The sequence below is a fragment of the Chitinimonas sp. genome, from assembly GCF_036568685.1.
In the GTDB taxonomy this organism is placed as follows: Bacteria; Pseudomonadota; Gammaproteobacteria; order Burkholderiales; family Chitinimonadaceae; genus Chitinimonas.
In genome coordinates this window covers 19330-31158 of record NZ_DATCSC010000103.1, presented here as the reverse complement: position 1 = coordinate 31158, position 11829 = coordinate 19330, and the positions used below count along the sequence as shown (strand labels likewise).

The 11829-nt window shown below is 66.2% G+C and carries 11 protein-coding genes; 6 read left to right on the top strand and 5 right to left on the bottom strand.

All coding sequences use genetic code 11. From position 1 onward, the window contains the following. Positions 1 to 186 precede the first annotated feature (186 nt). The 4 genes from VIM95_RS14745 to imuA form a co-directional block, all read right to left on the bottom strand. Positions 187 to 546: an Atu4866 domain-containing protein gene (locus VIM95_RS14745; RefSeq protein WP_331987034.1), complete on the bottom strand. Its 360-nt coding sequence runs from the start codon at positions 544 to 546 to the stop codon at positions 187 to 189. Positions 547 to 610: 64 nt separating this feature from the next. Further along, entirely contained in the window at positions 611 to 3685 is a 3075-nt protein-coding gene (locus VIM95_RS14740) for an error-prone DNA polymerase (RefSeq protein WP_331987032.1), read from the bottom strand. Continuing rightward, positions 3682 to 5112, bottom strand: coding sequence for a DNA polymerase Y family protein (locus VIM95_RS14735; protein WP_331987031.1), 1431 nt, complete (start codon positions 5110 to 5112; stop codon positions 3682 to 3684). Before VIM95_RS14735 ends, VIM95_RS14740 begins: the two co-directional genes overlap by 4 nt. After that, the gene (imuA, locus tag VIM95_RS14730; RefSeq protein ID WP_331987029.1) at positions 5036 to 5797 is read right to left on the bottom strand and encodes a translesion DNA synthesis-associated protein ImuA; all 762 of its coding nucleotides are present in this window, start codon (positions 5795 to 5797) and stop codon (positions 5036 to 5038) included. Before imuA ends, VIM95_RS14735 begins: the two co-directional genes overlap by 77 nt. Before the next feature lie 215 nt (positions 5798 to 6012). On the opposite strand from imuA, the gene VIM95_RS14725 reads away from it, so the two are divergent. Beyond that, on the top strand, positions 6013 to 6981 hold the full coding sequence (locus VIM95_RS14725; RefSeq protein ID WP_331987027.1) for a LysR substrate-binding domain-containing protein: 969 nt from the start codon (positions 6013 to 6015) through the stop codon (positions 6979 to 6981). 7 nt (positions 6982 to 6988) lie between these two features. Here the strand turns inward: VIM95_RS14725 and uraD are convergent, their stop codons facing one another. Next, positions 6989 to 7504, bottom strand: a complete 516-nt coding sequence (gene uraD, locus VIM95_RS14720) for a 2-oxo-4-hydroxy-4-carboxy-5-ureidoimidazoline decarboxylase (protein ID WP_331987025.1) — start codon at positions 7502 to 7504, stop codon at positions 6989 to 6991. Positions 7505 to 7742: 238 nt separating this feature from the next. Here uraD and uraH point away from each other — a divergent pair, with 238 nt between their 5' ends. From uraH to VIM95_RS14695, 5 genes are read left to right on the top strand one after another with little or no spacing between them, the layout of a single operon-like run. Continuing rightward, positions 7743 to 8096, top strand: a complete 354-nt coding sequence (gene uraH, locus VIM95_RS14715; RefSeq protein ID WP_331987023.1) for a hydroxyisourate hydrolase — start codon at positions 7743 to 7745, stop codon at positions 8094 to 8096. A gap of 11 nt (positions 8097 to 8107) precedes the next feature. Next, on the top strand, positions 8108 to 9310 hold the full coding sequence (locus VIM95_RS14710) for a urate hydroxylase PuuD (protein ID WP_331987021.1): 1203 nt from the start codon (positions 8108 to 8110) through the stop codon (positions 9308 to 9310). A 10-nt stretch (positions 9311 to 9320) separates the two neighbouring features. Next, positions 9321 to 10250 carry an allantoinase PuuE gene (gene puuE / locus VIM95_RS14705; RefSeq protein WP_331987019.1) on the top strand — a complete coding sequence of 310 codons (930 nt, stop codon included), beginning with the start codon at positions 9321 to 9323 and terminating at the stop codon, positions 10248 to 10250. After that, positions 10247 to 11269, top strand: a complete 1023-nt coding sequence (gene alc, locus VIM95_RS14700; protein ID WP_331987016.1) for an allantoicase — start codon at positions 10247 to 10249, stop codon at positions 11267 to 11269. Before puuE ends, alc begins: the two co-directional genes overlap by 4 nt. After that, positions 11266 to 11763, top strand: a complete 498-nt coding sequence (locus VIM95_RS14695; RefSeq protein WP_331987013.1) for an ureidoglycolate lyase — start codon at positions 11266 to 11268, stop codon at positions 11761 to 11763. The genes alc and VIM95_RS14695 overlap by 4 nt, the downstream gene beginning before the upstream one ends. Positions 11764 to 11829 lie beyond the last annotated feature (66 nt).

Here is an 11829-nt window from a genome sequence, read left to right as displayed (position 1 = left end):
GATCGAGATCGGTGCTGGCACCGCCATTCCTTCGGTGCGCCGCTTTGCTGAAACGGTGCGTGGTCGGCTGATCCGTATCAACCCGCGCGAGTCGCAGTTGCCCACCGGTCGAGGCCTCGGTTTGGCGGAGGGTGGGCTGGCGGGCCTGCAGCGTTTGGCGGCCGCCTGGCCCGCCTAGTGTCTCGTTCAGTTTGCGGGCTGACGGTAGAGAATCAGCCCGGCATGGTGCAGCTCGTCGCCGTGGAATTCGCCATCCTCGACAAAGCCGCGGTCGTCCAGATAGTCGATATGGTTCCCGCTTAGCAGATAGCGGCCGCTATAGGCCCGCTCGCGCGCGCCGCGTGCCTCGACATAGCGGCCGTCTGGCAGCAGGCGGTGGCGCACATAGCCGTCATCGCTGGTCCATAGCCCGGCGTACTGTGCGCTCGCCGGGTCCGGCTCGGTCGGTTGGGCGGCCTGCCGTTCCGCCGCCTCGCAGGTGCCAACCAAGAGGCTGACCACCAGGTCGGAGACACGGAGAAAGGGGAGGGTAGGCTGGTCAGACATACGATGCTCCTTCTGCGTACGGGTTCGAGATGGATGCTGCGTGTAGGTATCTGGGTCTAGGGGCTCAATGAAAATCCCGACTGCTGACCGAAAGGCTACCGAGTCGGTCGGAACGGTCCGAGAGGCGCATGGCCAGGAGGTGGACTACCTCGCCCTCGCGCTGGACCACGCCGTAGACCGCCAGGAGGCTGGACCCGATCAATTCGCGCCGTTGCCGCTCGGCGAGGTCCGCCCAGACGATCACATTGACGTTGCCGGTCTCATCCTCCAGCGTGACGAAGGTCACGCCGCTGGATGTGCCGGGCCGCTGCCGGCCGACCACGATGCCGCAGGCCCTTGCCGGCTGACCGTCCTGGCAAGCCAGGATCTCGGCCGCGCTAAGCAGCCGCTGTGCCCTTAGTTCGGCGCGCAACAGGCTGACCGGATGGGCGCGCAAGGTCAGGCCGGTGCTTTGGTAGTCCTCGACCACTTCTTCGCCCTCTCTGAGCGCCGGCAGGGCCACGAGTTCAGCGCCTTCCTCGGCTTGGCCCAGGTCGTCGCCTTCCAAGAGGCCGCCGGCCTGCCAGCGGGCCTGCCGGCGGTTGCCGCTGAGGGCATGCAGGGCATCGGCATCGGCCAGGGCATTGAGGCTGCGGCGGTCCAGCCCGGCACGGCGCTGCAGCTCCGCCAGACTGGCGTAGCCCTGGGGCGGGCGTTGGGCGAGCACGCGTTCAGCTGCCGCCTTGCCCAGCCGGCGCACCAGCCGCAGGCCCAGCCGGATTGCCGGCTGCAAGCCATCCCGGGGCTCCAGGGTGCAATCCCATTGGCTCAGTTGCACATCGATGGGGCGGATTTCCACTTCGTGTCGTTGAGCGTCCTGGATCAGCTGGGAAGGGCTGTAGAAGCCCATGGGCTGGCTATTGATCAATGCACAGGTGAAGGCTGCGTGCTCATAGCGCTTGAGCCAGGCCGAGGCATAGGCCAGGAGGGCAAAGCTGGCCGAGTGCGATTCCGGAAAGCCGTATTCGGAAAAGCCCTGGATCTGGGCAAAGATGCGCTCGGCGAAGTCCTGCTCGTAGCCATTTTTGAGCATGCCGGTAATGAGCTTCTCGCGGTGCAGCTCTAGCTTGCCGGAACGGGCCCAGGCCGCCATGGAGCGGCGCAACTGGTCGGCCTCGCCAGGGGTGTAGTCAGCCGCCACAATGGCCAGCTCCATGACCTGCTCCTGGAAGATGGGGACGCCCAGGGTGCGACTGAGTACGCCCTCTACCGCCTTGCTGGGGTAGGTGATGTCCTCCTCGCCATTCTTGCGCTTGAGGTAGGGGTGGACCATGCCGCCCTGGATAGGGCCGGGCCGCACCAGCGCGATTTCGATCACCAGTTCGTAGAACTTGCTGGGCCTGAGCCGCGGCAGCATGGACATCTGCGCACGCGACTCGATCTGGAACACGCCTATGGTGTCGGCGTGGCTCATCATCTCGTAGACCTTGGGGTCCTCGCGCGGTATGTCGCTCATGGCAAAGGGCTGGCCGCGTCGCCAGGCCACCAGCTCGAAGGCACGGCGCAGGGCCGAGAGCATGCCCAGGGCCAGCACGTCCACCTTCAGGAGCGACATATGGTCGAGATCATCCTTGTCCCACTGGATCTGGGTGCGCTCGGCCATGGCGGTGTTCTCCAGCGGCACCAGCCGGGCCAGGGGCCCGCGTGAGAATACAAAACCGCCTACATGCTGTGAGAGATGGCGGGGGAAGCCCAGCAGCTGCTTGACCAGCTTGAGCAGCAGTTGCACCAGGTGGCTGTCGGGGTCGAAGCCGGCCTCGACCAGGCGCAAAGGCAGATCGCTGCTGCGGTCCCACCAGACCAGGGTGTCGCTGAGCGCGGCCAGTTGCTCCTCGTCAAAGCCCAGCGCCCTGCCTACGTCACGCAGCGCGCTCTTGCGGCGGTAGCTGATCACCGTGGCGGCAATGGCGGTTCGGTCGCGACCGTATTTGCGGTACAGGTATTGGATGACCTCTTCGCGCCGCTCATGCTCGAAGTCCACGTCGATATCCGGTGGCTCGTTCCGCTCCTTGGAGATAAAGCGGCCGAACAGCATTTTGCTTTCGGCCGGGTTGACCTCGGTGATGTGCAGCGCATAGCAGATCACCGAGTTGGCGGCCGAGCCACGCCCCTGGCAGAGGATGTGCTGGCTGCGGGCGTACTGGACAGTGTCGTGCACGGTCAGGAAGAAATGCTCGTATTCAAGCTCGGCGACCAGGGCCAGCTCGGTGTGTGCCTGCTGCCAGACGGTGGCCGGCACGCCCGCCGGGTAGCGCCGATGCAGGCCGGCCTCGGTCAGGGATCGCAGGTGGGCGCTGGCGCTAAGGCCGGCGGGGACCAGCTCGGCTGGGTATTCGTAGCGCAGCTCTTTGAGCGAGAAATGGCAGCGTTCGGCAATGCGCACCGTCTCGGCCAAGAGCTCGGCCGGGTAGAGCCGGCTCAGCGCCATCCGGCTACGCAGGTGTCGCTCGCCGTTGGGAAACAGCGCCAGGCCGCACTGGGCGACCGGCTTGCCAAGGCGGATGGCAGTCAGCACATCCTGCAGCATGCGGCGCGAGCGCAGGTGCATATGCACGTCACCACTGGCCACGCAGGGCAGGCCGCAGAGCCGGCCTAGCGCCAGCAGGTCGTGCAAGCGTTCGCGGTCACCAGCCTGCTGCAGCAGCTCGACCGCGATCCAGGCCCGCTCCGGAAAGCAGGCTGCCAGCCAGTGGCCGTCGCTGGCTCCGGCTGCATCGTCCGCCAGCCATAGCGCCAACAGCCGGCCGCTGCGCTGGGCCACGTCAGTACGCGTCAGGCGGTATTCACCTTTGGGGGCACTGCGCCGGCCCAGGGTGATCAGCTCGGCAAGGTCGCCATAAGCTGCCCGGTCCGGGGCCAGCAGCACCAGCCGCAGGCCGTCCTCAAGCCTGAACTCACTACCTACGATCAAGGCCAAGCCGGCCTCTTCGGCTGCCTTCTTGGCGCGGACGATGCCGGCCAGCGAGCACTCGTCGGTGATCGCCAGCGCGCGGTAACCCAAGGCCTGGGCGCGTGCCACCAGCTCCTCGGCATGCGAGGCGCCACGCTGGAAGCTGAAGTTGCTCAGGCAGTGCAGTTCGGCGTAGTCAGGCGGTGTCATGCGTAGAGTCCGTGCAGATACCAGGCGAAGTCGCTGCGCTGCTGGAACAACCAGTAGCGGCGGCCGGAGGGGCCTTCGGCGCGGTAGTAGTCGCGCGCCGTGCTGCTGCCATCCCACCAGCCGGTTTCTATCCGGTCGGCACGGTCGAGCAGGGTCAACGGCTCGCCATACCAGGGCCGGTCATCACGCACCGCCAGCGGCAGGGGTTCGGCCAGTAGCCAGCTAGGGCGTTCGGCAAAGGCCAGCGTGGGCGGTTTGGCGCCTGGCGGCGTGACCTGCCAGGCCTTTTCCGGCCGGTGTTCGGGCGCGCAGCCCAGTTGCCGTACGGCATCCTGTCCCAGTCGGGCCGAGAGGCGTGCCAGCAGCAGTGAGAAGTCGGCCTGGCTCGAGGCATGGCCGAACAGGTCCAGTGCCTCGCCATCCAGCCGGTGCAGGATATCGGCCTTGAGCCGTATGGCCTCGACCGGGGCGGGCAGAGCCAGCCTTGCCAGCCGCTCGCGGCCGATGGCCAGCATGCCCTCGGCCGAGCGGGTAGGCCGGCCAAAGCCCAACAGCAGCGTGCTGGCCGGTTGGCCCTCATGCGCCAGTTCCAGTTCCAGCTGTTGCACACCTAGGCCACGACCGAGCAGAAAGACCGCCAGCTCGCCCAGGAGCCGCTTGAGTACAAAGCCCAGTGCCTCCACCTGCTCGCAAGGCCAGGCTAATTCCAGGCTGCGCTCGAAGTGGTCGGGTGGCACAAAAGGCGTGCGCGGATCGGCCTGCAGGCCTTGGGCGCGGTCCAGCAACTGGCTGAGCTGCGGGCCGAAGCGGCGGCCCAGGCCGGCACGCGGCAGGGCCAGGAGTTCACCCAGCCGGCGCAGACCCAGGGTGCGCATGGCTTCACGCCATTCCTGCGGCCAGGGCAGGCGTTGCAGCGGCAGCCGTTGCAATGCGGGCTGCCATTGTGCAGGCGTGTTCGGGCGCAGCCCGGTCAGGGCAAACCAGCTGGCAGCCAGCGGGGTAGGCGCCTGGGCACGACGTACGCTCAGCTGCATCTCTGCAAGACCCTCATCCACCAATCGGCATAGCCTGGGCAAGCCTTTGAAGTAGGCCAGGCTGCCTTCAACCTCCAGCAAGAGGCCGGCCGGCGGGTCCAGGCAGACAGTGGGCGTGAACTGCATGGCCCAGGCCGCCAGGCTGCCCAGGAGGGCTGCCTCCTGTGTGGGCTGGCGGCGAGCCAGCCTCAAGCCAGCGGCCAGCGCCTGGGCGGTCGAACGCCGTTGCCCGATCTGCACACCCAGCCTCTCGGCTGCCTCGTTCACCGCGACGATGTACTCGTTGGGACCGCGCGCTTCCTGTACGGCCCAGGGCTCAGGCTGCGTGGGCGTAGTGTCGAGATGCAGCGCGTCGAGCGGCAGATTGGGCAGGTGCAGCGCTAGCCACAGCATGGTGGTATCCGGACTGGGTACGGCGCGGTGCGTCGTGCGGCAGAAAAACAGGGCGGGTATCGGGCGAGCCACGGCGTTTGACCACGCGCACGGCCACCCCGCCGGCGACCGATTCGACCGCCAGGCGCAGAGCGAAGGGTGAGGACAGCGCCTCGGCCCGGCCCTCGCGCAGTACAAAGCCGCTGCCACCGCCAGTTTCTGCCGCCAGTTGCAGGCGGCGGCAGTTGCGGTCACTCAGCGGCTGGCGGAACCAGCCGACCACGGCGGCGCAGGCGGGCTCGCGCAGGGCCTGCTCCATGGCCCACTGGGCGTCGTGCTCGCTCTCGGTGGCCACCCAGGTGAGGTGGCGCATATCCACACCGGCCGCCTGCCAGGCCGGGGCGTAGGGGATATGCGGCGGAGCGATCAGCAGGACCTGCTTGCCGGCCTGGGTCAGCTTGGCCAGTGCCGGCAATAGCAGGCGCAGCTCGCCACAGCCGGCGCGGCTGGGGATGATCTCGCTCACTGCGGCCTGCGGCCAACCGCCACCGGGCAGTACGCCGGCCAGACCCAGGTGGCCGCAGTCGACCACCGGCTGGCTGGCCTGGCTGTAGCCATCACCACGCCAGATGCCGGGGTGCTTGAGGATATCGAGTAGTGCTGCGGGGGCTGCCTGCATGATGCGCTCCAGAGAACGTTCGTTCACCTCATTATGGTGAACGAACGTTCTCTTTGCAAATCACGTTTGTCGGTTTTTGTGTGCACCCTGTGCAGGCATGGCGGTGTGCGCACTGCACCGAGTTTGCGCAGCAGGGTCGGTAAAAAATGAAGCGAAGGCTGGTTTATGCCGTGGCAGCAGGCCCTGGCCAGCTGGAATGGATATTGCACAAGCCCTTGTTTTTGCCTGCAAGGAAACGCGCCATGGCCACCAGCAATTCCTGGGAATCCATCGATGTACATCTCTTGAGGGTGCTGCATGCGGTCCTGACCGAATGCAGCGTGTCCAATGCCGCTCGCCGGCTCAACCAGTCGCAGCCCTCGGTCAGCACGGCGCTGCGGCGGCTGCGCGATATCACTGGCGACCCCATCCTGGTGCGCAGTCGCAATGGCATGACCCCGACCGAGCGCGGCATGGCCCTCCTGGAGCCGGTCAAGATTGCGCTGGCGCAGATCGAGGCGATCGCGGTCCAGCAGGTGCGCTTCAACCCGGCCCAGTCGCGGCGGGTATTCAACATCGCCACGCCCGACTACCTCAATGCGGGTTTGATCGGCCAGATCGTGGCCCGGCTGCGCAAGCAGGCACCACAGTCCCAGGTGGCCTTCCATTCACTGGGGCCGGACTATGACTATGCACGGGCGCTGGAGCTGGGCGAATTGGACGCCGTGATCGGCAACTGGCCGCAGCCGCCGGAGCACCTGCGTACCGTGCCCCTGTTCGAGGATGACGTGGTTTGCCTGATGCGGGCCGGCCACCCCTTGGCCAGCCGGCAGATGAAGGTGGAGGACTATCTGCAGGCCGAGCACCTGGTGCCCACGCCCTATGCCGTGGGCCAGCGCGGGGTGATAGACCTGCACCTGGCGCGCGAGCGGCTCAAGCGCAACGTGGTCGCCTACGTCCCCTACTTCAACTTGGTGCCGCAGCTTCTGCTGCAGACCGACATGGTGTTCTCCGGCCCGCGCCTGTTTGCCGAATATGCCAAGGCGCAGCTGCCCTTGGCGATTAACGAGATCCCCATTGCCTTCCCGCACATGCACTTCTACCTGCTTTGGCATGACCGTACCCACCAGGCCGAAGAATGCCGTTGGTTCCGTGAACAGATCATGGCGGTCACCCGCCCTGGCAGCCGCACCCAACGCATGGACGAGCGCGCGACGGTCAGCCTGGCCTAGATGGCTCTTAGCCCAGCCGGTCGTGTAGCCGCAGTGCGGCGATGCGGCCGATCTGGTGCAGGTTCTCGGCAAAGGCCTCAGGCGCTGTCAGCGCCAGCCGGGCCTCCATGGCGGCGATGATGTCGCCGCGCGTGAGGCCGCGTACCGCGATGATAAAGGGCATGCCAAAGCGCGTCTGGAAGGCACTGTTGAGGTTTTGGATGCGGGCGTATTCCTCGGGACTGCAGGCTGCAAGTCCGGCACCGGCCTGCTCGGCGGTGGAGGCCTGGGTCAGTTCGCCAGCCAGCGCTGCCTTGCCGGCGAGTTCCGGGTGAGCCAGGATCAGTTGCCGCTGCGCCGCTTCCGGTGCCTGCCACATGGCATCCAGCAGCGCCGTCAGCAGCTGGTCGGCGTCGCTGAAGGGGGCCTGCCGCCAAGCCGCCTCGGCAACCCAGGGCGAATGTTCAAAGATGCCATCCAGCGCGGCGGTGAAGTCAGCCTGCGACAGTTGCGAGAGCGCGGCTACGGTCAGTCTGGGTGTCATGCGCGGCGTATCTCCGGGCGACTGGCGCGCCCTTCTCAGGATGCCAGAACCTTACAAACCGCCCTTGGCAGCGACAAGCGGGCCAGGGCGATAAGCAACCTCTCTGCCGCCATATGAAGGGCTGTCTTATGCGTGCCTGGCCATAGACCTTATGCCGGGCTCGGGGCGGCGGCCAGGGCCTGCGGCTCCCTATAATGCAGCGAGCGTGTTTACCCCATCATAGCCACGGACCTTGCGCATGGGCCAACTGACCACCCACGTACTCGATACCCGCGACGGCCATCCGGCTGCCGCCATGGCCTTTAGCCTGAGCCGGCTGGAGGGCGACCGCTGGCTGCCGCTACGGCAGGGCCGCACCAATGCCGATGGCCGCGTGGACGGCCCGCTCTTGGCCGGGGCCGAGTTACTGGCCGGCCAGTATGAGCTGCTGTTCGAGGCTGGCGACTATTTCCGCACACAAGGTGTGGTGCTGCCCGAGCCAGCTTTTCTTGAGCAGGTGGTGCTGCGCTTCGGCGTGGCCGACCCGGCTGGCCACTATCATGTGCCGCTGCTGGTCTCGCCCTGGAGCTACTCCACTTACCGCGGCAGCTAGCCGGACAGCCCATGCCCATCGATACCGCCTACCTGCTCGACTGTCTGACCCTTTTGCTGCGCTGGCTGCACGTGATCGTCGGCATTGCCTGGATTGGCGCCTCCTTCTACTTTGTCTGGCTCGACAACAGCCTGCGCAAGCCCACCGACCCTGAGCTGCTGGCCAAGGGCATCGGGGGTGAATTGTGGGCGGTGCATGGCGGGGGCTTCTACAACCCGCAGAAGTACCTGCTGGCGCCCAAGCAGTTGCCGAGCGAATTGCACTGGTTCAAGTGGGAGTCCTATTCCACCTGGTTGACCGGTTTTCTGCTGCTCTCCACGCTCTATTACAGCCAGGCCGGCAGCTATATGGTGGACCCGGCCAAGGCGGCGCTGCCGCCTGCACAGGCGGTAGCCATCGGCCTGGGCAGCCTGGTCCTGGGGTGGTTGGTCTACGATGGCCTGTGCCGGCTCTTTATCGAACGTAGCCAGCTCGCCTTCGCTGCGGTCTACACCGTCTTCGTCGCCGCCATGGCCTATGCGCTCAATCATTGGTTATCCGGGCGGGCGGCCTTTCTGCACGTGGGGGCCATGCTGGCCACCAGCATGAGCGCCAATGTGCTGTTCTGGATCATCCCCGGCCAGCGCAAGATGGTAGCGGCCATGGCTCGTGGCGAGACGCCCGACCCCATCCATGGCAAGCGCGGCAAGCAGCGCAGCGTGCACAACAACTACCTCACCCTGCCGGTGCTGTTCTGCATGATCAGCAACCACTACGCCTTCACCTACAGCCACCAGCAGGCCTGGCTGGCGTTGCTCCTGATCATGCTGGCCGCGGTGCTGATCCGCCACTTCTTCAACCTGCGCCACAAGGGCGAGCTGGCCTGGCGCTACCCGGCTGCAGGCTCGGCCATCCTGCTGGGCGTCTTCATCTGGCTGGCACCCAGTGCACGGCCGCAGGCCACCAGCCCGGTCGCCATGGCACCTACCCTGGCGCAGGTGCGCCCCATCCTGGCGGCGCGCTGCCTGGCCTGTCATGCTGCCAAGCCCACGCTCATGCCCTCGGCCCCGGCCGGTCTGGTGCTCGATAGCGATGCCCAGGTGCTGGCCAATGCTGCTCGCATCCACACCCAGGTGGTGCAACTGCATGCCATGCCACTGGGCAATGTGACGCAGATGACCGAGGCCGAGCGCACGTTGTTACATCAATGGTTCGTCGCGGGTGCCCAGCCTTGAGGAGGCCAGCATGACTACACCTTATCCCCGCGACCTGATCGGCTACGGTCGCCAACCGCCGCAGGCCAATTGGCCCGGTGGGGCGCGTATCGCCGTACAGTTCGTGCTCAATTACGAAGAGGGCGGCGAGAATTCGGTGCTGCATGGCGACCCGGGCAGCGAGCAGTTCCTGTCCGAGATCATCGGCGCCGCGGCCTACCCGGACCGCCACCTCAGCATGGAGTCGATCTACGAATATGGCTCGCGGGTAGGGGTATGGCGCATCCTGCGCGAATTCGAGCGGCGCGGTTTGCCGCTGACCGTGTTCGCCGTCGGCATGGCCTTGCAGCGCCACCCCGGGCTGGCCCAGGCCCTGGTCGAGCTGGGGCACGAGATCGCCAGCCACGGCTGGCGTTGGATCCACTACCAGAGCATGGACGAAGCGACCGAGCGCGCCCATCTGCAGCAGGCCGTGGCGGCACTTACCCAGCTTACCGGTGCGCCACCCCTGGGCTGGTATACCGGCCGCGACAGCCCGCAGACGCGCCGGCTGGTGGTCGAGCACGGTGGCTTTCTCTACGACAGCGACTACTACGGCGACGACTTGCCCTTCTGGACCCAGGTCGAGCTGGCGGATGGGCGGCAGCAGCCGCATCTGGTGGTGCCCTATACCCTGGATGCCAACGATATGCGTTTTGCCACCGCGCAGGGTTTCAATACCGCAGAGCACTTCTATACCTACCTCAAGGACAGCTTCGATGTGCTGTACGCCGAGGGCGAGGACTGCCCCAGGATGCTGTCGATAGGCATGCACTGCCGGCTCTTGGGGAGGCCAGGACGTTTCCGGGCGCTGCAGCGTTTTCTTGATTACCTGGAACAGCACGAACGAGTCTGGATCTGCCGGCGGGTGGATATCGCCCGCCATTGGATCGCCACCCATCCACCGCAAGGAACCGCATGAGTACCACCGCCCCTATCCTCGCTCCCGCTGCAGAGCTTCCTGACTGGGCTCGCCAGGCGGTCAACCTGGCCGACCTGCGGCTGGGGGCCATACCGCTCACGGCCAGCGACCAGTTCTTCGCTCCCCTGGAGCGGATGCTCAAGCCTGAGCCGGCGGCCTTTATTCCTGGCCTTTACGACGACAACGGCAAGTGGATGGATGGCTGGGAGACACGCCGCAAGCGCACCACCGGCCACGACTGGAGTGTGATCAAGCTGGCGCGGCGCGGGGTAATACAGGGCTTTGACGTGGATACCAGCCACTTCACCGGCAACTACGCCCCGGCAGTATCGATTGAGGCTACCGATGTGGCGGGTGACGCGCTCGATACGGCGGTCTGGACCGAAGTCCTGCCGGCGACCTCGCTGCAGGGTAACCGTCACCATCTCTTACCCATTACCAACCGGCAGGGCTGGACCCATCTGCGCATCCATATCTACCCGGACGGCGGCATAGCCCGCCTGCGTGTCTACGGCCAGGTGACGGGGGTTTTTGCCGGGCTGCCGGCTGGCAGCGAGGTGGACCTTGCCGCGGCCCTCAACGGCGCCCGCGCCGTGGCCTGGAACGACGCCCACTATGGCCAGCCGGCCAACCTGCTGCTGCCGGGGCGGGGCGTCAATATGGGTGACGGTTGGGAGACCCGTCGCCGCCGCGAACCCGGTCATGACTGGTGTGTGTTGGCCCTGGCTGCGCCGGGCGTCATCGAGCGGCTGGAGGTCGATACCGCCCACTTCAAAGGCAACTACCCGGACCGCTGCTCCATCCAGGCCGCCCTGGTGGAGGGCGGGACCGATCAATCCCTGATCACCCAGAGCATGTTCTGGCCGTTGCTCTTGCCCGAGCAGCCCTTGAGCATGGATGCCATCCATGAATTCACTACGCAGATCGTCAGGCTTGGGCCGGTCAGCCATGTGCGCTTCAATATCCATCCCGACGGTGGCGTCTCGCGCCTGCGGCTGTGGGGCAGGGTGGGAGCATGATCACCCTGGCGGTGCAGCCGCTCAGTGCGGAGGCATTTAGACCCTATGGCGAGGTGATAGCGGCGACCGATGCGGCACGCCACTTCCCCATCAACGCCGGTAATACCGAGCGCTACCATGATCTTGCCCGGCTGGAGCCTGGGCCAGAGGGGCGCATCATTGTCAGCCTGTTCCGTGGCCAGCCGCGGCTACTACCCTTTACCGTCGCCATGATGGAGCGGCACCCTTTGGGTTCACAGGCCTTCTATCCGCTCTCTGGCCTGCCCTATCTGGTGGTGGTGGCGCCACCGGGGCCGGTACCTACGGCCACCGACGTGGTGGCCTTTCTGGCCAGCGGCCAGCAGGGCGTGAACTATGCGCCCGGTACCTGGCACCATCCCCTGCTGGCACTCGATGCGGTCTGCGACTTCCTGGTGCTGGACCGCGCCGGCGCCGGCCCGAACTGCGACGAGATCGTCCTCTCGCCCGCCGCTCTGATCCCCGCCTTGGACTGAACATCCTCGCAATCTGCTGGTGCGCATCTGCACCGCAACGGCGCATGCAAGCCCTGCCTTCAGTCA

What these genes read in the sequence shown, in the direction of transcription:
- VIM95_RS14745 (WP_331987034.1), bottom strand. Translation starts at nt 546, where the DNA reads ATGTCTGACCAGCCTACCCTCCCCTTTCTCCGTGTCTCCGACCTGGTG.
- VIM95_RS14710 (WP_331987021.1), top strand. Translation starts at nt 8,108, where the DNA reads ATGCCCATCGATACCGCCTACCTGCTCGACTGTCTGACCCTTTTGCTG.
- VIM95_RS14740 (WP_331987032.1), bottom strand. Translation starts at nt 3,685, where the DNA reads ATGACACCGCCTGACTACGCCGAACTGCACTGCCTGAGCAACTTCAGC.
- alc (WP_331987016.1), top strand. Translation starts at nt 10,247, where the DNA reads ATGAGTACCACCGCCCCTATCCTCGCTCCCGCTGCAGAGCTTCCTGAC.
- puuE (WP_331987019.1), top strand. Translation starts at nt 9,321, where the DNA reads ATGACTACACCTTATCCCCGCGACCTGATCGGCTACGGTCGCCAACCG.
- uraH (WP_331987023.1), top strand. Translation starts at nt 7,743, where the DNA reads ATGGGCCAACTGACCACCCACGTACTCGATACCCGCGACGGCCATCCG.
- VIM95_RS14725 (WP_331987027.1), top strand. Translation starts at nt 6,013, where the DNA reads ATGGCCACCAGCAATTCCTGGGAATCCATCGATGTACATCTCTTGAGG.
- VIM95_RS14735 (WP_331987031.1), bottom strand. Translation starts at nt 5,112, where the DNA reads ATGCTGTGGCTAGCGCTGCACCTGCCCAATCTGCCGCTCGACGCGCTG.
- uraD (WP_331987025.1), bottom strand. Translation starts at nt 7,504, where the DNA reads ATGACACCCAGACTGACCGTAGCCGCGCTCTCGCAACTGTCGCAGGCT.
- VIM95_RS14695 (WP_331987013.1), top strand. Translation starts at nt 11,266, where the DNA reads ATGATCACCCTGGCGGTGCAGCCGCTCAGTGCGGAGGCATTTAGACCC.